Source organism: Corynebacterium sp. LaCa_23 (genome assembly GCF_058182375.1).
In genome coordinates, this window is record NZ_CP190825.1 from 2275579 (window position 1) to 2297082 (window position 21504).

At 60.9% G+C, this 21504-nt stretch carries 18 protein-coding genes and 1 tRNA gene; 11 read left to right on the forward strand and 8 right to left on the reverse strand.

Annotated elements, in window-relative coordinates; translation table 11 throughout:
* Window positions 1–34: 34 nt before the first annotated feature.
* The 4 genes from ACP8IT_RS10765 to ACP8IT_RS10780 all read left to right on the forward strand — a co-directional run bounded on the left by ACP8IT_RS10765 (window position 35) and on the right by ACP8IT_RS10780 (window position 4737).
* The gene (locus ACP8IT_RS10765) at window positions 35–1342 is read left to right on the forward strand and encodes a cation:proton antiporter (protein WP_005279348.1); all 1308 of its coding nucleotides are present in this window, start codon (window positions 35–37) and stop codon (window positions 1340–1342) included.
* 75 nt (window positions 1343–1417) lie between these two features.
* Entirely contained in the window at window positions 1418–2068 is a 651-nt protein-coding gene (locus ACP8IT_RS10770; protein WP_490290089.1) for a DUF1707 SHOCT-like domain-containing protein, read from the forward strand.
* A 49-nt stretch (window positions 2069–2117) separates the two neighbouring features.
* The gene (locus ACP8IT_RS10775; RefSeq protein ID WP_490290090.1) at window positions 2118–3353 is read left to right on the forward strand and encodes a pyridoxal phosphate-dependent aminotransferase; all 1236 of its coding nucleotides are present in this window, start codon (window positions 2118–2120) and stop codon (window positions 3351–3353) included.
* 256 nt (window positions 3354–3609) lie between these two features.
* Window positions 3610–4737 (forward strand): YibE/F family protein, encoded by a 1128-nt coding sequence (locus ACP8IT_RS10780; RefSeq protein ID WP_490290609.1) that lies wholly within the window; start codon window positions 3610–3612, stop codon window positions 4735–4737.
* Here ACP8IT_RS10780 and ACP8IT_RS10785 read toward each other — a convergent pair.
* Together ACP8IT_RS10785 and dcd are read right to left on the reverse strand one after the other, a co-directional pair.
* A complete protein-coding gene (locus ACP8IT_RS10785) occupies window positions 4734–6050 on the reverse strand; it encodes a UDP-glucose dehydrogenase family protein (RefSeq protein ID WP_490290610.1) in 1317 nt (438 codons plus the stop codon). The genes ACP8IT_RS10780 and ACP8IT_RS10785 overlap by 4 nt on opposite strands.
* Before the next feature lie 42 nt (window positions 6051–6092).
* A complete protein-coding gene (gene dcd / locus ACP8IT_RS10790) occupies window positions 6093–6662 on the reverse strand; it encodes a dCTP deaminase (RefSeq protein WP_005279340.1) in 570 nt (189 codons plus the stop codon).
* 63 nt (window positions 6663–6725) lie between these two features.
* On the opposite strand from dcd, the gene ACP8IT_RS10795 reads away from it, so the two are divergent.
* Window positions 6726–6799 (forward strand) — tRNA-Gly (locus ACP8IT_RS10795).
* Between the two features lie 188 nt (window positions 6800–6987).
* Here the strand turns inward: ACP8IT_RS10795 and ACP8IT_RS10800 are convergent.
* Both ACP8IT_RS10800 and ACP8IT_RS10805 read right to left on the reverse strand, forming a co-directional pair.
* On the reverse strand, window positions 6988–8472 hold the full coding sequence (locus ACP8IT_RS10800; RefSeq protein WP_490290091.1) for a recombinase family protein: 1485 nt from the start codon (window positions 8470–8472) through the stop codon (window positions 6988–6990).
* A gap of 81 nt (window positions 8473–8553) precedes the next feature.
* A complete protein-coding gene (locus ACP8IT_RS10805) occupies window positions 8554–8997 on the reverse strand; it encodes a recombinase zinc ribbon domain-containing protein (RefSeq protein WP_284639684.1) in 444 nt (147 codons plus the stop codon).
* On the opposite strand from ACP8IT_RS10805, the gene ACP8IT_RS10810 reads away from it, so the two are divergent.
* On the forward strand, window positions 8974–9636 hold the full coding sequence (locus tag ACP8IT_RS10810; protein WP_284639682.1) for a hypothetical protein: 663 nt from the start codon (window positions 8974–8976) through the stop codon (window positions 9634–9636). The two genes, ACP8IT_RS10805 and ACP8IT_RS10810, sit on opposite strands and share 24 nt — an antisense overlap.
* A gap of 265 nt (window positions 9637–9901) precedes the next feature.
* On the opposite strand, the gene ACP8IT_RS10815 is transcribed toward ACP8IT_RS10810, so the two are convergent.
* Entirely contained in the window at window positions 9902–11590 is a 1689-nt protein-coding gene (locus ACP8IT_RS10815) for a VanW family protein (protein ID WP_490290092.1), read from the reverse strand.
* Window positions 11591–11624: 34 nt separating this feature from the next.
* Window positions 11625–12764: a glycoside hydrolase family 3 N-terminal domain-containing protein gene (locus ACP8IT_RS10820; RefSeq protein WP_490290093.1), complete on the reverse strand. Its 1140-nt coding sequence runs from the start codon at window positions 12762–12764 to the stop codon at window positions 11625–11627.
* 58 nt (window positions 12765–12822) lie between these two features.
* On the opposite strand from ACP8IT_RS10820, the gene ACP8IT_RS10825 reads away from it, so the two are divergent.
* The 3 genes from ACP8IT_RS10825 to ACP8IT_RS10835 are packed head-to-tail and all read left to right on the forward strand — an operon-like array spanning window position 12823 to window position 16740.
* Window positions 12823–13329, forward strand: a complete 507-nt coding sequence (locus tag ACP8IT_RS10825) for a universal stress protein (RefSeq protein ID WP_005279803.1) — start codon at window positions 12823–12825, stop codon at window positions 13327–13329.
* Window positions 13330–13351: 22 nt separating this feature from the next.
* Complete coding sequence (locus ACP8IT_RS10830; RefSeq protein WP_005279801.1) at window positions 13352–13549, forward strand: DUF2613 domain-containing protein; 198 nt, start codon at window positions 13352–13354, stop codon at window positions 13547–13549.
* Between the two features lie 14 nt (window positions 13550–13563).
* The gene (locus ACP8IT_RS10835) at window positions 13564–16740 is read left to right on the forward strand and encodes an alpha-(1->3)-arabinofuranosyltransferase domain-containing protein (RefSeq protein ID WP_490290094.1); all 3177 of its coding nucleotides are present in this window, start codon (window positions 13564–13566) and stop codon (window positions 16738–16740) included.
* Here ACP8IT_RS10835 and ACP8IT_RS10840 read toward each other — a convergent pair.
* Entirely contained in the window at window positions 16634–17779 is a 1146-nt protein-coding gene (locus ACP8IT_RS10840; RefSeq protein ID WP_284624560.1) for an acyltransferase family protein, read from the reverse strand. The two genes, ACP8IT_RS10835 and ACP8IT_RS10840, sit on opposite strands and share 107 nt — an antisense overlap.
* Window positions 17780–17829: 50 nt before the next feature.
* Between ACP8IT_RS10840 and ACP8IT_RS10845 the strand changes: the two genes are divergently transcribed.
* Both ACP8IT_RS10845 and ACP8IT_RS10850 read left to right on the forward strand, forming a co-directional pair.
* A complete protein-coding gene (locus tag ACP8IT_RS10845; protein WP_023018111.1) occupies window positions 17830–19023 on the forward strand; it encodes a porin PorA family protein in 1194 nt (397 codons plus the stop codon).
* Window positions 19004–20485, forward strand: a complete 1482-nt coding sequence (locus tag ACP8IT_RS10850; protein WP_490290095.1) for an MmpA family trehalose lipid delivery protein — start codon at window positions 19004–19006, stop codon at window positions 20483–20485. The genes ACP8IT_RS10845 and ACP8IT_RS10850 overlap by 20 nt, the downstream gene beginning before the upstream one ends.
* Here the strand turns inward: ACP8IT_RS10850 and ACP8IT_RS10855 are convergent.
* On the reverse strand, window positions 20379–21488 hold the full coding sequence (locus tag ACP8IT_RS10855; protein ID WP_490290096.1) for a glycosyltransferase family 4 protein: 1110 nt from the start codon (window positions 21486–21488) through the stop codon (window positions 20379–20381). The genes ACP8IT_RS10850 and ACP8IT_RS10855 overlap by 107 nt on opposite strands.
* Window positions 21489–21504: the final 16 nt, after the last annotated feature.

Sequence of the window (21504 nt, forward strand, 5' to 3'; positions counted from 1 at the left end):
GCATGTGCAGGGGTGAGTGCGTACGCTGTGATCCATGCATTTAGATGTGGGATGGGCTGCGGATACTGTTGTTCTCGCAGCGGGCGCGACGGAAAACACCACTAGCCTCGTTTCCTTTGCCTGGATCATGCTTGCGGCGCTGTTGGCGCCCATAGTGTCGTTCATGTTGGGCAACCGGCTGCCGGCCGTTGCCCTTTTGATCATCTTTGGCATGGTCATCGGCCCCTCGCTTTTGGATGTCGCGCATGAGGATGCCGGCATCAGCATGCTCAAAGAACTAGGTGTTGGTGCGCTCTTCTTGCTCGCCGGTTTTGAAATCGAGATTTCTACGCTCAAGACCAAAGAGGCGGGAACTGCGCTATCCACCTGGCTTATCTGCCTCGTGGCCTGTGGTGTTGGTGCGTATTTCTTGGTCGATAATGTCCCAGGTGCCATCGTGGTGGCGCTCGCGCTGACGTCCACGGCGTTGGGCACGCTTCAGCCCATGCTGAAACAGGACCGCGTGCTCGAGACCAAAGTGGGTAAATCGGTCATGATTCACGGTGCTATTGGTGAGGTCGCCCCCATCACCGCGATGGCGCTGCTGCTGAGCACGCGCTCCACGTGGACCACGCTGCTGATTATGCTCGCGTTCATCGGCATCGCCGTGGCTGTTGCCATCATGCCGGCGGCCATTGCCACGACGATTCCGTGGGTTAAAGCGGCGTTTATCTCCGGTGCGGGGTCTACCAACCAGACCATTTTGCGCCTTATCATCCTGATCCTTGCCACCCTCATGGCCGTCACGGCGGTCTTTGAGCTAGACATCGTGCTGGGCGCCTTCGCCGCCGGCATCATCTTAAACCGCATCATTCCGGATGAATTCCACCGCCGGCTGGAGCACCGCCTCGATGTGGTCTTCCACTCCATGCTCATCCCGGTTTTCTTCGTGGTCTCTGGCATGACGATTAGCTGGGATACCATCGCCAATAATCCGGGGAAGGTGCTGGGCATCCCGGCGCTTATTCTCGTTACCCGCGGCCTGCCGGTATTCCTGCGCGAGAATGTGGGCCACACCGGCTCCGAAATTGAAACGGTGCGCGAGCGCCTCCAAGTCAGTTTGTACACGGCGACCGGCCTGCCGATCATCGTTGCCGTAACCTCGCTGGCGGTTAATTCGGAATTGATGAAGCAAGAAACCGCTTCGATCTTCGTCGCCGGTGGCGCATTGACCGTTGCCATCTTCCCGTTCCTGGCCAACCTGGTGGGGAGGAAAGACTCCAAGACGGTTGATGAATCCGATCCACAGAAGAAGTCCGATTCTAACGAGGACGATAAGGAAGAAGAGTCGCAAGAGCTCTAATCTGTGCACTCCACTCTAGAAGCCATGCCTTGCCACCGCGGCAGGGCATATTCTTTTTGAATCAGCTTGTCTATTATGGTGGCTGTGACTAATAGCTACGGATCCTCCCCCTATAACCGGACACTGCGTCTATCCGATTCAGAGCGCAACGATGCCCTGACCGATCTAGCCCGCGCAGTGGGCGAAGGCCGCTTATCCATGGACGAGTTTGAGGAGCGCTCCGATAGCGTCATGCAGGCCGTGACCCAGAAAGACCTGGCACCGATCTTTAGCGATATTCCTGCGACCGGCTCGCAAGAGGTAAAGATCTACTCCCAAGGCGATGTGGACCGCGCCTATAATGCTGCAAAGAAGCCGCGCATCGCTACGGCTCTGACCAGCTCGGTGGTGCTGCTCGCGGCATCGCCCACTCTTGTCTTGCTCAGCGCCACTATGAATAGCCCCTGGTTGCTGGCGGGCGGCGCCGTGGCCGCAGCGCTCATCCCCATCGTGTGGATCCTCTTGTACGTGGCCAAGGTGGGCCCGGAATCCTGGCATGCCCCCTCGGTGCGGCAGATTGAGCGCCAACAGCAGCGCGAGATCCGTGCGCTGACGGCACACGAGCGGGCGCACCAAAAAGAATTAGAGAAGAAAATGTGGTCCGAACGCCGCCAGCAGGCCGGGGAAATTACCGGTCAGGCTATGGAAATGGCAAAGAAGCAAATCAGCAAGTGGAATAATAAATAGCGCTGAGGTGCGCTGCAATATTTCTTAGCGCTGTGAAAGATGGCACAATATGGCCATGACTTCTCCCAAACCCCGCATCTTTGACCAGTCCGAAAAATTAAAAGGCATCGCTTACGATATTCGCGGTGAGGTCTCAGCGGAAGCGGAGAGAATGGAACTGGACGGCCACACCATCCTCAAGCTCAATACCGGCAACCCCGCCGTCTTTGGCTTCGATGCACCCGATGTCATCATGCGCGATATGATCAGCGCGCTGCCCACCTCCCAGGGCTACTCCACTTCTAAAGGCATTACCTCGGCCCGGCGGTCCATCGTCACGCGCTATGAGCTCGAAGACTTCCCTCATTTTGATATCAACGATGTCTTCTTGGGCAATGGCGTATCAGAACTTATCACCATGACCACCCAGGCCCTGCTCAATAACGGCGATGAGATCCTCATCCCGGCACCCGATTACCCGCTGTGGACGGCGGCAACCTCGCTGGCCGGCGGCACCCCAGTGCACTACCTGTGCGATGAGGAAGACGACTGGAACCCATCCATCGAGGACATTAGGTCCAAGGTCACCGAAAAGACCAAGGCCATCGTGGTTATCAACCCGAATAACCCAACCGGCGCGGTGTATTCGCGCGAGGTCCTGCAGCAGATCGTGGACATCGCCAGGGAGCACAACCTGCTGATTTTGGCCGATGAGATTTATGACCGCATCCTTTATGACGATGCGAAGCATATCTCCATCGCCTCGCTGGCCCCCGATCTCTTGACCTTTACCTTTAACGGCCTGTCCAAGGCCTACCGGGTATGCGGCTACCGCGCGGGCTGGATGGTCATTACGGGTCCGAAACATCATGCGCACGGGCTCATTGAGGGGCTCGAATTGTTGGCAGGTACCCGCCTGTGCCCGAATGTTCCCGCGCAACACGCCATCCAAGTGGCGCTGGGCGGCCGCCAATCCATCTTCGAGCTCACCGGAGCTGGGGGACGATTGCTACGCCAGCGCAATATCGCCTATGACAAACTCAACGAAATTCCGGGTGTCTCCGCAGTAAAGCCGAAAGGCGCGCTGTATCTCTTCCCGCGCTTGGATCCCAATGTCTATGACATTCACGATGATTCCAAACTCATGTTGGATATCCTCAAGGCGGAAAAGATCCTCATGGTCCAAGGCACCGGCTTCAACTGGCCGCACCCGGATCACTTCCGCGTGGTCACGCTGCCTTGGGCCTCCCAATTAGAAAACGCCATCGAACGCTTGGGCAATTTCTTAGTAAGCTACCGCCAATAGCACCCCAGCAGACGATTGGTAATTGCAGTGATAAACGTTGACAATACATCGTATGGGACGACATTCCTCGGTTTCTAATTCGACGACGGGCGCCGCTTCGCGGCATCGGCAAGCGCAGGGTCGATCGGAGTCCAGCGGGCACGCGCAGGGCCGGTCGAGGTTACAACGCCTAAAGCCACGTCAGTTGGCGCACTCGGTATCCGGTCACCCGTGGCGCATTGGGCTAGTAACCGCCATCGGTGCGGCCCTTATCGCCATGCTGGTCGGCCTCGTCCTGCTCTGGCCCACTAGTGCTGCCTCTGAGCATACCTCGGAGGAGTTCGAGTCCACCTACGCGTTGAACCACCCGCAGGTGGAAGGCACCGTGGAGAAGACCGATCATTCGGCGTGCCAATCGGAGCAGACCGGCTTGGCCTTCGATACCCCGCCGCTTATTCCGGAAAAGGAAGACGTGGACTGTGACCGGGCGCTGGTGAAGATCACCTCCGGCGAGGACGAGGGAAAGATGACCCAATTGGTCACCTACGGCAACGCAGGCGACCCAGAATTGCAGCCGGGCGATGACATCGTGCTATCCAAGGCCACCGATCCTGCCGGGGCAGTATCGTATGCCTTTGCCGATTATCAGCGCAGCAATAGCCTCCTGCTCTGGGGAGTGGTCATCGCGATCGTCATCATTGCTTTCGCGGCGTGGCATGGGGTGCGCGCGATCATCGGCTTGGGGTTGAGCCTTGGTATCGTCTTCAGCTTCCTCATCCCAGCGCTCATTGCGGGCACCAATCCCCTGTGGGTGGCCCTCGCCGCCTGTACCGCCATCGTTCTCCTCGCCGTGCCACTTGTCCACGGCGTGAATTGGAAATCCGCCTCTGCGGTCGGCGGTTCACTGACTGCGCTCGCCCTCGCCGCGTTTCTGGCTTGGGCGGCCATCGATAGTTCGCAGCTGCAAGGCTTTAGCTCCGAAGATAACCTCAAGCTGCTGCTATATATGCCCAATGTGTCCATCCTGGGCGTGCTGCTGTGTGGCTTCGTCGTCGGCGCATTGGGCAGCCTTGCCGATGTCGCCATCGCCCAAGCCTCCACCATCACCGAGCTGCATGAATCCGACCCCGCGGCCACACCGCTCGAGCTTTTCTTATCCGCCATGAGGGTCGGCCGCGACCACATTGCCTCGATGGTCTATACCCTGATTTTGACCTATACCGGCGCCGCATTACCCCTGCTCCTGCTCATTACCGCCGCCGAACGCCCCGCGGGGCAAATACTTAGCAGCGATCTCGTCGCCACCGAACTCTTGCGCTCCGGTGTCGGCGCCATGGCGCTGACCCTCGCAGTCCCAATTACCACGCTGATTGCCGCGTTTACGGTCCCGTCACGCCGCCGTTAAAGCGTGCGCCCCAGCGCCTGTATCTTCCAGCCGGCGTCGGACCAGGCCGCAACGTCTAACACATTGCGGCCATCGATAATGTGCTTATTATCTACCAGCTCGCCGGCCTCGTTCGGGTCCAGTTCCTTAAATTGCTCCCACTCGGTAGCCAGGATGACAAGTTCCGCCTCCCGCAAGGCGGTTTCCGTGTCGGCGGCATAGTCCAAGGTGGGAAAAACCTTCTTGGCGTTTTCCATACCCTCTGGGTCATAGACGGTCACCGCCGCACCCGCCAAGGACAAGGACCCCGCGACCGAGAGCGCCGGCGAATCCCGCACATCATCCGAGTTCGGCTTAAAAGCACAGCCCAGCACGGTGACGCGGTGGCCCAACAGCGAGCCATTGAAGGCTTCTTTAGACATATCCACCATGCGGTCGCGCCGGCGCATATTAATCGCATCCACCTCGCGCAGGAAGGTCAGCGCTTGATCAGCGCCGAGCTCACCGGCGCGCGCCATAAAGGCGCGGATATCCTTGGGCAGGCATCCACCGCCAAAGCCCAGGCCCGCGCCGAGAAACTTGCGACCAATGCGCTTGTCTATGCCAATGGCATCCGCCAACGCCACCACGTCTGCCCCCGCGATCTCACAAATCTCGGAGACTGCATTGATGAAGGAAATCTTGGTGGCCAAAAAAGCGTTGGCGGATACTTTCACCAGCTCCGCGGTCTGCAGATCGGTCACAATGAAGGGCGTATCCTGCGCTAGCGGCTGCGCGTAGATCTCGCGGGCAAGCTCTTCCGCGCGGGATTCTGATTCGCGGGTGCCAATGACAATGCGGTCCGGGGTAATGGTGTCGTGCACCGCATAACCTTCGCGCAAAAATTCCGGATTCCACGCGATCTCCACGCGAGTTCCCTCGGACGCTAAACCGTCCGCAAGTTCCTGGAGTTCCGCCGCCGTGCCTACCGGAACGGTGGATTTGCCGAAGATAACGTGTTCCCCGCGCAGCTTGGGTACCAAGTCCGTGATGACAGCCTTGACATAGGTCATGTCTGCCGCATAGGAACCGCGGCGCTGCGGGGTTCCCACGCCGAGAAAGTGCACGTCGGCAAACTGTGCGGCCTCCTCATAATCCGTGCTAAATCCTAAGCGCCCAGCAGTGATATTGCGCTCGAGCACCTCCGGCAGCCCCGGCTCGAAGAACGGAACCTTGCCCGATTGCAAGACGGAGATTTTATCTTCGTCTACATCGACACCTAAAACTTCATGCCCCAACTCCGCCATGCAGGCGGCGTGGGTAGCACCCAAGTAACCGGTGCCAATAACAGTCATCCGCATAAAACCTCATCCTAGGGATTTTATGTAAATACCAGATTAATCCCTGCGGAAGTTCAGGTAAGACTTTGATGGCGTTGGCCCGCGCTGGCCCTGGTATTTCGATCCCAAGGCACCCGTACCGTACGGACTTTCCGCCGGCGAGGTCATCTTAAAGATAGCAAGCTGGCCCACCTTCATCCCCGGCCACAGCGCAATGGGCAAGTTCGCGGTATTGGAGAGCTCTAAAGTAATGTGCCCGGAAAAGCCGGGATCGATAAAGCCCGCGGTGGAGTGGGTCAGCAGACCCAGCCGCCCCAGCGACGACTTTCCCTCCAGCCGTCCAGCCAGGTCAGCCGGGAGGGTGAATTTCTCCAGCGTGGCACCAAGGACAAACTCGCCGGGGTGGAGAATAAAAGATTGCCCCTCTTCTACCTCCACCAAGGTGGTCAGTTCCGGCATCTCCGCCTTGGGGTCAATGTGCGTATAGCGGGAGTTATTGAATACCCGGAAGTACTTATCCAAGCGCACGTCAACGGAAGAAGGCTGGATAAGCTCACTATCAAAGGGCTCGATGCCCAGCTCTCCGGAATCAACGGCGGAACGAATATCACGATCTGAAAGAAGCACGGACCCAATTCTACTCAATCCCCTACCTAAGGTGTATAGTAGGGAAAGCGCATTTAGCGCAGTGCCGACGTAGTTTAATGGTAGAACTGCAGCTTCCCAAGCTGCTGGCGCGGGTTCGATTCCCGTCGTCGGCTCCACTATAACCTCGCATTTGATGAGGCTGGGGTTGCGTTTGGCGAGTATCCCCTTGGGGGTCTAAATTTCGGCGAGCGTTGGCGAGTTTACGTTTTACCTAGTCAGAGCGGTGGCGGGTTGAGCAACAGCTAACTATGGACATGAAAATGCCCGCCCTCATATGAGGCGGGCTCGGCTACCCGGAATAGTTCTATAGGTCGACGCTAATAGCGCGCCCGTCACGGAAGAAAAACTTGATGGCCTCTTCCCTGACGGTGGTTTGGTCGATGAGGGCTGTCCACTGGGTTGGCTGGAATGTGCTGACCGGCGCTCTTGAGAGTTGGTCGTACGCGGCAAGCAGCGCGTTGTGTTTGACTTGGCGCTCGTTGCTCTGCGTCTCCAGGTTCTTCAATCGATCGGTGGCGTGGTTGTAGTCGGTCTCGATGCGTTTGATCTGCTTGGTGTACTCGTCTTGGTCGGTCGCAACATGCTGGTTGTGTGCCACCATCGCAGTGAACGCGGCTTCTAGTTCAGCCTGCCATTCGGCCAGGTCCTCCCGCTCGGCTTCGAGTTGCTTGGTGTCGAATACCGCTGCGAGGTCTTCACGAAGGCTCGGCGCCTCGAGGGCGGGGCCAAGTTGTGACAGCGCGGTCAGGAAGGCGGTCTTGATCTGGTGGTCACGTAGCGTGGGAGTAGCGCAGACCTGGTCGCCTGCGTGTTTGTTGTTACAGTGCCACACGGTGTGTTTGTTCGTGGTCGATGACCAGGTTTTACGTCCGTACCAGCCGCCACAGTCGGCGCATTTCAGGCGGGAAGAGAACAGGTGGAGTTTCGAGCCGCTTCCTTCCCCGTGACGGGTGGCTAGTTCGTATTGAACTTGATCCCACACCTCAGGGCCGATGATTGGTGCGTGGTTTCCGGTGACGTAGTACTGGGCAACCTCACCATCGTTACGCTTGATGGTCTTAGTCAAGAAATCAGCAGTGTACGTCTTCTGTAAGAGGGCGTCGCCTTTGTATTTCTCGTTCGACAGGATCGAACGGGTCGTGGTGACGTGCCATGTGGTTTTTCCGCGTGGCGTCAAGTGTCCTTCTGTTTCGAGGGTGTCTTTGATTTCGCGGATGGATTTGCCTGCCAGGAATAGGCCGTAGATTTCACGCACCACAGGGGCTCGTTCTTCGTCGATGGCAAGGTTGCCGTCCGCTCCTTTCTTGTAGCCAAGCAAGGATTTGTAGGGCACCATGACTTTCCCGTCCACGAAGCGCTTACGGTGCCCCCAGGTGACGTTTTCGGAGATGGAGCGGGATTCTTCCTGCGCGAGGCTGGACATGATGGTGATGAGTAGTTCGCCTTTGGAGTCCAGCGTCCAAATGTTTTCTTTCTCGAAGTAGACCTCCACTCCCCGGTCTTTGAGCAGGCGAACGTGAGTGAGCGTATCAACAGTGTTACGGGCGAACCGGGAGACGGATTTGGTGATGATGAGATCAATCTTGCCGTCCAGGGCATCGGTGATCATCTGTTTGAAGCCTTCACGGTGTTTCGTTGAGGTTCCGGTAATGCCTTCATCGGTGTAGATACCGACGAGTTGCCAGCCTGCATGCTCGTTGATGTATCTGGTGTAGTAGTCGACCTGGGCGTGGTAGGAGGATTGTTGCTCTTCCAGGTCTGTGGAAACCCGAGCGGTAGGCGGCGACACGCTTAATAGCCTGCAGCGCCTCACCCTCGGATGCGCCACCGCCAAGCGGTCTGGTGGCGGGGATGGTTGTGACGGTGCGGGTCATCGTAGGTGTCCTTTCTCGTCCAGGCCGGTGGTGATGGTGGTGCCATCCTTCAGCGTGATGTCGAGCCGATCGGGATACGCGTGGATGACGTCGAGGTGCTCTGCGACGGCGCTCTCATCGAAACGCTCGAGATCGAGGATGTCTGTCATGAGGTTTTCGCGCATGGTTTCGCGCAAGTTGTGGCTCCCGCACGAGTTGCCGTGTCCTTTGCAGGCGTTCCAGCAGCGCCAGAATTTGTAGTCGGGCATGGTGGCACGTGTGCGGGTTTTGCGTTGATAGTTCCACCCGCAGGCTGGGCAGGTGATCTTGCCAGTGAAGCACCCGGTGTTTTTCGATGGGGTTGCTGCCAGGCCGTTTTCTCGACGGCGGGAGATCTCGGCTTGCACCGCGTCAAACGAAGCCGTAAGATCTCTTTTATGGGGAAGAAAGACGACACGCAAGAACTCCCCAACCTCAAATCTGAGAAGGTTGAGGGATTCAGCTTCGTCGAGTCCGGAACGATCTCCGCGTATCAGATGACGTATGACCGAATCTTCTGGGATCTCGATCATGCGCTGTCTGAGCTTGCCGGTCCGCAGATCGATTTTGCGAACCTTATTCACGCTGCTGCTCACCTTCGACTCGTATTAGAACGAGTCACCACAGCGTCATTCATCGCCGCATACAACATCTTTCTGGAAGCTCAGGAGAACGTCACCAAGGCAAAGGACTTTGGAGAAGTCCGCAAGAAGTTGAAGAAACTGAATAGTAACTACTGGCCTGTAGCTTTTGGCCAGGTCACACACGATGGGAATACAGGACTTGGCGTGCTGCCAAACGTGGGTGTTCAGGAAACCGATGTCGGACGAATCTGGGGAAACCTCAGTGGAATCCTCCACGCACCAAACCCGTTCAAAGAGAAGACATCTACTCCAGACCTAGACTTCACAATGCTCAAAGATCTCGCGTCTGATCTAGAAGATTTGCTTCGCTCTCACATAGTTCAGCTCGCGGATTCCAGTGAGGTGTTCTATCTGCGACGCCTTCCGGACGGTGAAATCGCAGTCCAAGCATTCAAAACAGGGGCACCGCTTCTCTGAGGTCATAAAACCAGGAGTCCGCGCTCGTCTACCACCCCGGATAGCCCGGTCAAGGGCCATGATGGTGGCGACGACACCGTCGATCTTCTCGGTGGACTTTTGCTTGTCGGGCTTGATGCTTGGTCTCTAGTGATTCCTCCACGTCGATAAACCTGTCGAGGCCGCGGCGGGATGCCTTGGTGAATCATTCTCATTGTCGCCGAGACTACCGCGCACGACGTCTTCCACCCCACGGCTAACCCATGCCCTGAGGCGTAGCCGCTAGCTAGCTACACCGCACGATGGGCTGGGGGTCGTAGACCGTGGTCTTGGTCTCGCGGGAAAGCTCCTTGCCGCTGAGATCCTTGATGATGCGGGTATCGGACGTCGTAAAGCCCGGGGCACCGGATGATGGCGAACAGTCGCTGCCTGGCACGGACCTCGGTTGTGGCTCGGTATTGGCCCAACGGCCGTTATTGATGGATTCCACCTCTACCGTCTTGGTGCCTTTCAAGCGGACGGTGATATTGCCGCCGCCAAAGCTGGTCTCAATCTGCACTGGAGTATTGAAGGTATTGGTAAATTGCAGGTCAATGGCACCCTCGTACACGGTGGCCTCGCGGCCGGCCGGGTAGCGGGAAATGTAGTACGAGTGCGGGGTGTGCGCGGTATCTTGCATGCCGGCGAAGTACGCGGCGTTATACAGGGTGGTGGCGAACTGGGAGATGCCACCGCCCACGGCGGAACCGGAGTGGCCGTTGATGATGATGCCGGATTCCACATAACCCTGCGCGGTGCCGCGGGGGCCGGTGTAACCGTTGAGGGAGAAAGTCTCACCGGGGTTGACAATGGCGCCGTTAACCTCTTGGGCAACGAGCTGGATATTGCGCCCAGAGGCGGAGGAAAAGCCGCCGGTGGTGAACTCACCCACGGTATCGTTAAACGTCGCGTTTTCGGCGTCCTCAGTGGTGAACTCGGCTGGGTCAGGCTTGTAGGTAGCGTCCCACTCGCGGTCATCGCCAGTCACGCGCTTATCAAAGCCCTCCATGGTGGGCTTCCAGTCAATGATCTCACCGTCCTGGGAGGGGGTGACCTGCCTGGAGCCACCGGCGAATTTCACCTTGGCGTTCACGCCAGGCACGTCGGCGCCATCGCTGCGCTCTTGCAGCAATTGCTGCGCGCGGTTGCTATCAACCACCAGGTGTAGCTGGCCGTCCTTTTCCTCAATGCTGGTGAACTGGGAGATCTCCGGCTTATTCAGCGTGGCGGTGACGTTATTTTTGGCCTTCAAGGTCAGTGGATTATCCAGGGCCTTTGCGGCATCGCCGGTGCGCATCTTTTCAATGGCCGCCTCATTAATGGCCGGCTCGATTTCTTCTGGCTCCACCTGCACGCCGTCTTTGTCGAGCCAATTCGCTGCCACCGCATCGTGCAATTCGGTGCCGTCTACGGTCTGGCCCAACGTGGGATCGGTGACCTTGAGCTCGCCATTATTAAGCTCCAGCATGCCATCGACGGGATCGGTAGAAAGCTCGTCTTTGACGCGGTCAAGGGTGGGCTGCAGCTTGCTATCGTCCACATCGGTTTCTACCGGGATATCTTCGGTGGAGCGAAAGAAGCTGGCCAGGCGGGTAATTGGGTTGAGGGAAGGTTCCTCGATGCCATCGACGGCGGCCTGATTATCCAGGGCCAGGCCGGATTCGGCAGGGGTAAATTCAGACTGCAGATCGCCTGCGGTCACGGTCACGGGCTGGGTCTCAACACCCTTGAGCTCGTCCTCGAGCTTGGCCACGGCGGCGGTGCGCTCCATGGCGGAAATATCCACGCCGCCCACGGAGACACTGCGCGGGATCTTGTCCTGGTTTGCTATGACATCCCAGGCATAAGCGATGCCCGTAATGAGGACGAAGCCAACGATCACGCCAAGCGTGATGAGCCAGCCCTTTGCACCGTTTTTTCCTTCTGCCTTCTTCACGCCTTAAAGGTTAACGGGTAAAGGGGCGTTTTTCCTAGTCGCTGTCCCCATCGCGTACGTGGCGGGCAGCATCGCCGAGGCGCTCAGGGGCCAACCTGCCCTCATCCACAGCGCCCACGACGGCATCGATCACCGCATTGATATCTTCCTCGGTGGACCACAGGGGCATGTCGGCACCGGCGGCGAGGGAGGTAATGACGGCATCGGCAAGCGGCAGCGAATCCGAAATGGCCGCCATGCCGCCAATGTCATCGGTATAGATGGTGCCGTCATACTGCAAGGCCTCGCGGGCAAGGCCGTAAGCCTCCGGCAGGATGGAGGCAGGAGTCTGGCCATCGCCCAGGCCCGGCACCGCGAGGTGGCCCATCATCAGCGCCGCATTCGGTGCTGCGGGAATGGCATTCCGGAAGGGAATGAATTCATGGTTCTCAAGCTCTTCGAGCGGCGGGGTAATGGCCTCTGCCAGGTGGGTATCGCCCGAGGCGCGACCGTGGCCCGGGAAGTGCTTGAATACGGCCTTGACCCCGGCGGCATCCAGCCCGCGGGCAAAGGCAGCCCCGTAATCGCCTGCTTGGGCGGGGTCGGTGGAAAAGGCGCGGTCGCCCACGACTTCGAGGCCATCACCATCGACATCGAGCACCGGCGCGAAGTCCACGTTGATGCCGTAGTCCATGAGCCGCTTGCCGATGTCCCCCGCCAGCTGTTCCACCTGCTCCGGCGAGTTTTCCGCCGCCATCTGCTGCGCGGAGGGGTATTCGCCCAAGATTTCAGAAAAACGCTGCACGCGACCGCCCTCAAAGTCGATGGCGACCTCAAAATCGCGGCCTAGTTCCGCGCGCAGGGCGTTAATATTGCGGCCCTCTTCTTCTAGCAAACCAGGATCCGCCCAGCTCGGGATGAAGATGCCTCCCACGCCGGCCTCCAGCTTGGCCTTGGCGTCCTCATAGCTGGTCGCCGGCGGCATAAGCACCGAGGCGGCGGTGGCGCGAATATCTTCCGGCGCCGGCGCTGGTGCCGGGGCTGGGGCGGCCTCGGTGGCGGAGGCTGCGGTACCGGGTGACGAGGGTGCGGGAGCCGCGGATTCGCGCGCCTTGTCCTCGTCCGAGGCGGAATTAGAGCAGGCGCTCAGCACCGCCACGAGGCCCAAACTGACAATGATGCGGGAATATGTCATGCCTTCCAGTGTGCAGCATTCCTCGCGAACTGTCCCAAGCGGTGGGTAGACTAGTGACATGAGTAACGGCAAAACAATGTTAATTGCCTATGATGGCACCGAACGCGCCGATCGCGCCTTGGAGTACGCCGCCCAGCTTTTGCGCCCCTCCACGGTGGAAATCCTCACCGCGTGGGAGCCGGTGGCCCGCCAAACCGCGCGCGCCGTCAGCCGCACGGGCATGCACCAGTCCACCGTGTCCCCCGATAGCGTGGAAGACGATCCGGCTTACGAAGAGGCGCTGAAGATCTGCCGTCAGGGCACCCAATTGGCAGAGAACCTCGGCCTGGCCGGCCGCGCGCACCTCGTGGAATCCGCCACCACCATTTCTTCGGCCATCGTGGATGCCGCGCACGAGCTCGACGTGGATGTCATCGTGACCGGCACCCGCGCGCTCACCGGCTTCCGCGCCTGGTGGACCAACTCCACGGCGGACCAGATCGTGCGCAATGCGGGCCTGCCCGTCTTTATCGTCCCGCAAGAAAACGACGAAGACGCGGACGAGGACGATCCGGAATACTTCTAAGTAACTGCTAATATCTTTAGCCATGGCTCTGGAATCCGATTCTTTAAACAAGCGCACCCTCGGCCCCGCCGTGGGTAGCGCTGTTGTGGGCATCGCCCTGGGCATTATCACCATCATCGGCATCGCCCAGTTCTCCGGCAGTGATACCGTGCCGGAAGGCAATGCGGTCTCCCCCGATGATGCGGTGCTGGGCGGGCCTGAATACGGTTCCCGCACTTAGATGGGCGCACCGGCGTGCATGACCGGACCGATCAGCTCCCCCGCGGCCCACATAGCGGTTCCTACGTACACCGCTACCGCGCACTAGGCCGCGCCCTGCGCCACCGCTGCGCGCGCCTTGCCCGGCCCTACCCGCTCGGCATTATTGCCTTGGCGCTCATCCTCGCGGTGCAGCCGTGGGGGCTGACCGCCGCCGATACCAAACACGATCTGGCCGCCAACCCGCGGCACTTCCTGCGCGGCGCGCTTGATGCCTATACCGATATCTTTACCCTGGGCCAACTGCAGAACCAGGCCTATGGCTACCTCTTCCCGCAGGGCCCCTTTTTTGTTTTAACCGAGCCTCTGCCGGATTGGATAGCCCAACGCCTGTGGTGGCTGCTGGTCTTAAGCGTGGGCTTTATTGGCTTTTACAAGCTGGCCACCCGGATAGGCCTGCGCGGCCGGTGGGTCTGGGTGGCGGCGATGCTCTATGCCCTGTCCCCGCGCTCGCTGTCCACGCTGACGGCCATTTCTTCTGAAACCTGGCCGGTCATGCTCGCCCCGTGGGTCATCCTGCCCTTCCTGCGGGAAAAACTCACCTGGCGCGATGCTGCCGCCGCCACGATTCCCGTGGCGCTGATGGGCGCGGTCAACGCCACCGCCACGCTCGCGGCGTGCACCCCGGCGCTTGTCATCGTGGCCTACCGCCGCGCCTTCAAGCCCGGCGCGGCCTGGCTGCTTGGCTGCCTGTGCGTATCCGCGTGGTGGATTGGCCCGCTTTTAATCTTGGGCCGCTACGCCCCGCCGTTTACGGAATTTATCGAATCCTCCCGCGTGACCACCCGGTGGCTGAACCTGCCAGAGATCCTGCGCGGGACAACGAGCTGGTCACCCTTTGCTGATGCCGAGCGCATCGCTGGCAACGAGCTCGCGACCTCAGCCTTCTTTGTGCTTATCACCATGGCTGTGGCCGCGATAGGCATTTATGGCCTGTGCCGGCTGCCCCGCGTGTGGTCCATCATGCTCATTACCGGTGTGGCAATTTTGGGCTGCCAGGCGGCGTGGTACCTCGATGCGCTCGATGGGGTACTAGCGCCCCTGCGCAACCTGCACAAATTCGATTCGTTGGTGCGCATCCCGTTGCTGTTGGGCTTTGCCCGCGCCTGTCAACGCCTGCCGCTGCCCACGGGGCTTCGCCCCACCAAGAAGCAGATGGTGGGCGCGCTGGTGCTGCTCGTGTGCATCAGCGCGCTCTCCCCGGCGTGGTCGCAGCGGCTGCTGCCCCTAGGCGCCTACGACGAGGTACCGGATTATTGGCACGAGGCCACGGATTATATCAACGAGCACGCGGAGAATACGCGCACCCTGATCTATCCCGAGGCCTCTTTCGCGCGGCAAGAGTGGGGCTGGACCCGCGATGAGCCGGCGCAGCCGCTTCTTGATGTCCCTTGGGCCGTCCGCGATGCCATTCCCCTCGTACCCCCAGAGGCCATACGGGGCCTCGATGGCGTAATGGCAACGCTTGAGGAGGACCCAGCCAGCGGTGTGCGCGCCTTGCAGCGCTTAGGCATCGGCGCGGTGATGGTGCGCCACGATCTCTTCGCCGCCGATAATGACACCTTGAGCAGTAAATTTGGCGGTGAAGTGCACACTTTTGGCGAGATTGATGTGATCCTGCTCGAGCAGCATTCCATGGCCCTGACCTCAGCAGATCCCGTCCGCGTGGCCGGTGGCGGTGAGGCACTGGCCTTCCTCGATGCCCACAATGGCCCGGCCGCCCGCGAGCTGGTGGAAAGGGACGCCGATATCGTCACAGATACCCCCACGCTGGTGGATCGCAACTACGGCACGCTCCACGGCGCCGCCTCGGCACCGCTGGCCGCAGACGATCCCAGCCACGTTTATAACCGCCTGCGCGATTATCCCTCCGCCGGCCCGCTGACCACGATGGAGACCCACGGCGGCGATGTCGAAGTCTCTTCTTCTGCCGCCGATGCCACCGCCTTTGGCGGCGCCCAGCCGGAAAAGTCCGCCACCGCGGCGGTCGATGGGGAAAATTCCACCGCCTGGTGGCCCGCGCCCGGCGATGATGAGGGCTGGATCGAGTTGCGCGGTGACTTTAGCCAACCGAGCCTGAAGCTCATGGCCACCAGCTCCACCACGGTAACGGTGCGCTCGGGTGGCGCTGCAGTAGAAGTGGATCTCCAACCCTTCCGCTCCAAGACGGTGCGCGTGCCCGGCGGGGATTCGCAGGCCATCCGCGTGGAGCTATCCCACCGCACCGGCATCGCGGAACTGGAGGTAGAAGGCCACCCCATCGAGCGCGTGGTGACCGTACCGGATACCTCGCCGAATGTGCACCAATTCTTCTTCCAGCAGATGGTGCACGATACCGGTGTGCTCATTCGCGATGTCACCGTGCCGCGCCGCATGGAGGTCACCGTGGATTCCACCAAGCCGGTGCTCATCGATTCCCACCGGTACTCCCCCGGCAGCACCCTGAGCCTCGAGCCCGGCGTCCACCGCGTGCGCACCACCGGCGCGTGGGTGTCCATGACGGAGAAGGGCTGGACCCCGCCGAGCGATTATCGCCTCACCGATTTTTCTATCGCTGCTGCAGAGGATGAGCGTCTGCTCATTACCGGCCGCGCCTTTAATAAGGGCCTGCGCGGGTTTATAGGCGATACCGAGCTCGCCCCGTACGAGATCGATGCCGCCACCCAGGCATTTATCGTCCCTGCGGGCACGCATGGGGAATTCCGCATGACCTTTAAGGCGCAGCCTGCCTACCGCGCCGCCTTGCTCTTTGGGGGCGCGCTCGGCCTGGCCGCGCTGGGATTTTGCCTGCTTTTCGCCGCGCGCCGTAGCCCGCAGCCCACCTGGCACCCGCATCCTGGCGGCATGGCCTCTGCGATGTATTCGCTGACCTGCCTGGCACTGGTGGGGTGGCCGGCGGCACTTGCGGGCATGGCAGCCTGGCTCATCGTGCGCTGGACCACCATTCCGCGGGCTTATTTGGCCAGCGGCGTGGTAGCGGCTGCCGGGGCCATCCTCGCCCGGGCCCCGTGGACCTCAGGGGCCTATGCAGGCGATTCCGTGCTGCTCATGTGCTTATGTGCCGCGGGGCTGGCCTGCCTTTTCGCCGCCGACGGCCCTGGCCCCGGCCCCGGACCCGGCCCATCAGGAGGTCGCGGCCCGGGCGCTCGATAAGCGTATAGCTCGCCGCAGAGACCACAACGGTGCCCACCACCGTGACGGCAAGGATCACCCAAAAATCCAGCGGTTTCCCGCTAAACAGCGCCACCCCGGTCAGCGGAAAGGCCACGGCGAGCACCGCCACGTGCCACAGGAAAATGGAATAGGACCACGCGCCCAGCGCCTGCATCAGCGGCGAGTTAAGCCACGAGGTTCCACGTGGAACTAGGGCCACCGGCACCACCACGCACCCCGCGAATACCGCCCCGGCGATGATGCGGCGGGCAAATTCCGCCGGCTCCGGGTGCACCAGCCCGGCCGGCCCAAACCAATCCCGGCTCGCCACCCACAGCACGAGCCCCGCCAGCACAACCCAGGCCCAGCGCACCTGCAGAATGCGCGCCGTGCGCTTGCCGATGCCCCTTTCTTCCACCTCCGCCGCCAGCATGCCCACCGCGAACCACGAGGCATAGGCCGGTGGCCAGATTTGCGAGTTGACCTGGTCCTCACCGTAGTCCGCGACAAAGGGGATAAATCCCCAGCCCCAGCTCAGTACGGCAGCGCCGGCGATAACGCCCATGCGCCAGCGCTGCGGCAGGCCGCCAATGGCCCACACGAGGAGCGGTAGTACCAGGTAAAAGAAGAACTCTACGCACAGCGACCACAGGTGGGTAAGGCCCGGGGCAAGGCCATCGACCACATAGATCTGCGTGGAGGTCAGGTTGGCGAGGATCTGGGTGGGGGTGATGGAGTGGGCATCGGGAAGCAGCAGCAATACCGATACCACGCAGGCATAATAGGCCGGTGCCAAGCGCGCGATGCGGGAGTGGGCATAGCCGCGCACCGTGTGCAGCCCGCGCCGGCGCCACAGGAGGAAGGCGCTGAGGGCGAAGAAGACGGCGACGAAGAAATCGAAGCGCCCGGCAAATCCCCACCCGGTGCCGGTTTGGAAGGATACGTGGGTGACAATGATCCCTAATGCGGCAACCGCGCGTAGGCCGTCTAGCTCCGGTAGGTGCTGGGGTAGTCTTTTCACAGATGCCTGCGTGCGCACGCTTGCTCCTTTACCCCGGAAACCTGAAACTGATTGGATATAGTACTGCAATGAGCCGCTACCTTTGGCCACGCTCGCCACGGGCGTGGGTTGTCATTGCCGCAATCATTTTCCTCCTCATTGGTACCCTCGCGCCAACGCTCTACAATAATCGGACCCGCCCGCTGGGCTTGGATAAGGATTTTTCCACCTCAAGCGGGCCCACCGACGCAGTGTGGATGGACGTGCGCGCCCTCATGGCCGGCGAGGCCCCTTCTGATACCGCATCCAGCGATGACCCGCGCTGCGCCGAGAAATCCGCCCCGGTGTGGTGCTACCAGCACCACGAGCCGCTGACCTTGGAGCGCACCATTGCCACCGGCGAGGTCGACGATGATGACACCATCGCCACCACCGATTCCGTGACCAGCCTACTTGCCGGAAAAGCTGGGGACTCCCAAGAGGAAATCGCCACCATTGATCAGGACTCGGTGCTCAACCGCGAATCCACGTTCCCAGTCGCGGATCCGGTCAATAAATGGGCCCTCGCCTTGCCCCAATTCAACGCCGATCTAACCCGCGCGGACTTCGAGCGGGACGGCCTGACCTATTTCTTCCCCTCCGGCACGGAGCAACGCTCCTACGCATTTTTTGACTTCCTGGCCCAAGAATCCACGCCGATAGACTTTACTGGTGATTCAAAAATGGATGGCATTCCCATCTATTCCTATCACCAGGACGTACAGCCGCTGCCGCTGAAGAATATCTTTAGCAATATCAGCGCGGGGCTAGATAGCACCACCAAAACGGACGAGCTGAAATCCGGCGACTTCCAGTTGAAGGGTCCCGCAAGCCGTTTTTATGACCGCCACTCGCGCGAGCTTTTGGACTTGGATGCGGATGCCACCGTTATTGTCGAGCCCTTTTATACCGTGGGCCGCGATATTTCGGTCGAGCCCACCACCGGCACCATCGTGGATGTCCGGGAAAACGTCAAGGTCTTTTTCGCCACCGATATCCAGCAGGCGGGAACCCTCATCGCAGAGGATGACACCGAGGATCGCTCCGTGCTGGCAGCGGATTTCCGGTGGTCAGAGGATACCCGTGCGGAGCGCCTCGCTGAGGTCCGCCCGGTAATCTACGCTATCCGGGGGCTTATGGCCGTTGGCTGGCTGGGCAAGGCCATCGGCGTTTCCCTGCTCATTTTCGCCGCCTACCAGTACATGCGCCGCCACCGTGACGCCCATGATGCCGCACACGCCTAGACGCATCCTCCTCGGGCTATGGGGAATTATCCTCGTGGCCGCGGTGTGCTGGCCCTTCGCGCTGTCCGGCGAATTCCTCTGGCGCGATATGGTGCTCCTAAACAATCCGGGGCTTACCCCATCCGCGCTAGGCGCAGGAAGCCTGCCCGCCCGCAACGCACCACAAGATGGGTTTTTGGCCTTACTCGGCGGCGCCTGGGCCGCCCGGGTGCTCATCTTTGCCGCCGCCGGGGCCGCCGCGTTCACCGCCGCGCTGTGGTCTCGAACCACGGTAGCGGCACTGGCCGCGATGACCATCGCGGTGGCCAATCCCTTTGTCATCGAACGCCTCTTACAAGGCCAGTGGTCCCTGTCCATTGCCGCTTGGTTGCTCCCGGTCATCGCCTGGGCGGGGCGCCGCCACAGCTGGCTGGCCTGGCTGGCCATGTGGGGCGCATCGCTTACCCCTACCGGTGGGCTGTTCGCGGTGGTCACAGCCCTTTTTACCTGCCGGAAGCGGGTCGCCCTGGCAGGCTGCCTCTTGTGGCTGCCGTGGCTGGTTCCAGGCCTTTTCCAACCCGGCGTGCCTGGCGATGCCGCAGCCGCCGTCGCGGCCTTTTCCCCGCGCGCCGAAGAACACGTGAGCACGGTGGGCGCGCTGCTGCGCCTCGGCGGAATCTGGAATGGCGAGGCCGCCCTTGGCCTGGCAGTGTTCGGCCTCTTCGTCGCAGTTCTCGCGCTGGCGGGTGCGCACCGCGTCCCGGCGCGCTTGACCGTCCTGGCCGCGCTGGGCATAGGTGGGGCGCTGGCATGTTGGCTACTGCCCGGCATGCTGGAATGGGCCATCGATAACGTTCCAGGGGCGGGACTCTTGCGCGATAGCCACAAACTCACGATGCTCGCGCTGCCGCTATACGTTGCCTCCATCGGTGCACTGCCGCAGATTCCAGCCGCACTGGCGCTGGTAGCCGCCACGATTCAGGTCCTTCCCGCCCCGTCCCGCCTTGCCGTGCTTTCTCCCCGCGATACCGGGGTGGATGAGCAGTTGGTGCGCGATATCGACGGACGCCTGGCGTTCTTTCCGGAGCGGCCCAATTTGGTGGAGGTTCCCCCACCTGATGGCCGCGCGCATGGAGAAGCCACCCCGGGAGTCGCGGTCGATCCCTATTCCAAGGCCGTGCCGATGGTGGAATCCGGCGAGCTCAGCGTGGACGGTGACGTCATCGATCAAGCCTCGCCGCAGTACCGCGCGGCGCTGCGCGCCTGGCAGGACCGCGATATGGCGGGCCTTGCAGATCTTGGGGTGGGCGTCGTTGTGATAGATGGCGCCATCGCCGCAGAGACCACCGCCCCGCGCCCCGAACTACCGTGGGCGCTTACCGCCCTGTGGATTGCTTACCCGCTACTAAGTTTTCTAGCAATTGCGCAAAGGCAGCGCCGGTCTTCTCCCACGAAAAGCGCGCGGCAAACTCCCGGGCATTAGAACCTAGGAGGCGGCGCAACTCCGCGTTCTCTAATAACTCTTGGGTGGCCGCCACGAAGTCGCCCTCTTCTTCTACAAGGATTCCGGTCTCGCCATCGATTACGCTATCGCGCAGGCCAAATGCATAACCCACTGTGGGAACCCCATGTTGGGCGGCCTCCATAACGGCAAGGCCCCATCCCTCTTTGCGGGAGGGCATGAGGTGGGCATCGGCACGCGCGAGCAAGGCGTGCTTATAGTCTTCCGTAACCTGGCCGCGAAAGCGCACGCGATCGGTCACGCCGAGCTTTTCGGCATAATCGCGCAAGTTCGACTCCCACCAGCCCGAGCCAATCACATCCAAAACCGCCCCCGGCGTGCGCGCCACCGTATCCATGGCGTGCTCAATCTGCTTGTGCGGGACTAGCCGCGACAGGGTCACTAAGTGTTTATCCGCCTCGCGCTCGAGGGAAGGCACGTGCGCCGGAATGGGGTCTAAGCCATTGGCGATGATCCACGCGCCGTCAATGCCGAGCGCCTCCAAATCCTCGCGCGAGGCCTGCGAGACCGTGACGTAGGTCGAATCCCGATATACCCGCGGTGCCACGCGCGATTCCAAAAACCAGCCCAGCCGCCCGAGCACCGGACCGGCCACGGGCCATTGCTCGCGGTGGCAATGGTGGGTAAGAAGCACCGTCGGCGCGCCGGAAATCAGCCGCGCGAAGAAGGGAATGCCGTTTTGGGTATCGATAACCACGTCAATGCCGCGCAGATCCCCCAGGCCCATCCTCCCGGCCACAATGGCCACCCACGCGCGCGGGTACACGCCAAACTTGGCACCACCGCGGCTATAGCGCACGCCATCCCGAACCTCCCGGCGCGCTGCATTCATGTGCTTAGAGGTGCGAAAGACCACCTCGTGGCCCTGCGCCGCTAGGTACTCCCCCACGCGTTCGAGGTAACGCTCGGAGCCACCACCCTGCGGGTGGGTGGAATCGCGCCAGCATAGTAAAAGAATTTTCATCGTGGGGTATTAGCCT

Excerpts from the sequence above, each read along its gene's own strand:
- ACP8IT_RS10775 (WP_490290090.1), top strand. The coding sequence starts at position 2,118 with ATGGCCATGACTTCTCCCAAACCCCGCATCTTTGACCAGTCCGAAAAA.
- ACP8IT_RS10830 (WP_005279801.1), top strand. The coding sequence starts at position 13,352 with ATGGCTCTGGAATCCGATTCTTTAAACAAGCGCACCCTCGGCCCCGCC.
- ACP8IT_RS10845 (WP_023018111.1), top strand. The coding sequence starts at position 17,830 with ATGAGCCGCTACCTTTGGCCACGCTCGCCACGGGCGTGGGTTGTCATT.
- ACP8IT_RS10780 (WP_490290609.1), top strand. The coding sequence starts at position 3,610 with ATGCTGGTCGGCCTCGTCCTGCTCTGGCCCACTAGTGCTGCCTCTGAG.
- ACP8IT_RS10820 (WP_490290093.1), bottom strand. The coding sequence starts at position 12,764 with ATGACATATTCCCGCATCATTGTCAGTTTGGGCCTCGTGGCGGTGCTG.
- ACP8IT_RS10850 (WP_490290095.1), top strand. The coding sequence starts at position 19,004 with ATGATGCCGCACACGCCTAGACGCATCCTCCTCGGGCTATGGGGAATT.
- ACP8IT_RS10770 (WP_490290089.1), top strand. The coding sequence starts at position 1,418 with ATGGTGGCTGTGACTAATAGCTACGGATCCTCCCCCTATAACCGGACA.
- ACP8IT_RS10765 (WP_005279348.1), top strand. The coding sequence starts at position 35 with ATGCATTTAGATGTGGGATGGGCTGCGGATACTGTTGTTCTCGCAGCG.
- ACP8IT_RS10785 (WP_490290610.1), bottom strand. The coding sequence starts at position 6,050 with ATGACTGTTATTGGCACCGGTTACTTGGGTGCTACCCACGCCGCCTGC.
- ACP8IT_RS10825 (WP_005279803.1), top strand. The coding sequence starts at position 12,823 with ATGAGTAACGGCAAAACAATGTTAATTGCCTATGATGGCACCGAACGC.
- ACP8IT_RS10810 (WP_284639682.1), top strand. The coding sequence starts at position 8,974 with ATGGGGAAGAAAGACGACACGCAAGAACTCCCCAACCTCAAATCTGAG.
- ACP8IT_RS10855 (WP_490290096.1), bottom strand. The coding sequence starts at position 21,488 with ATGAAAATTCTTTTACTATGCTGGCGCGATTCCACCCACCCGCAGGGT.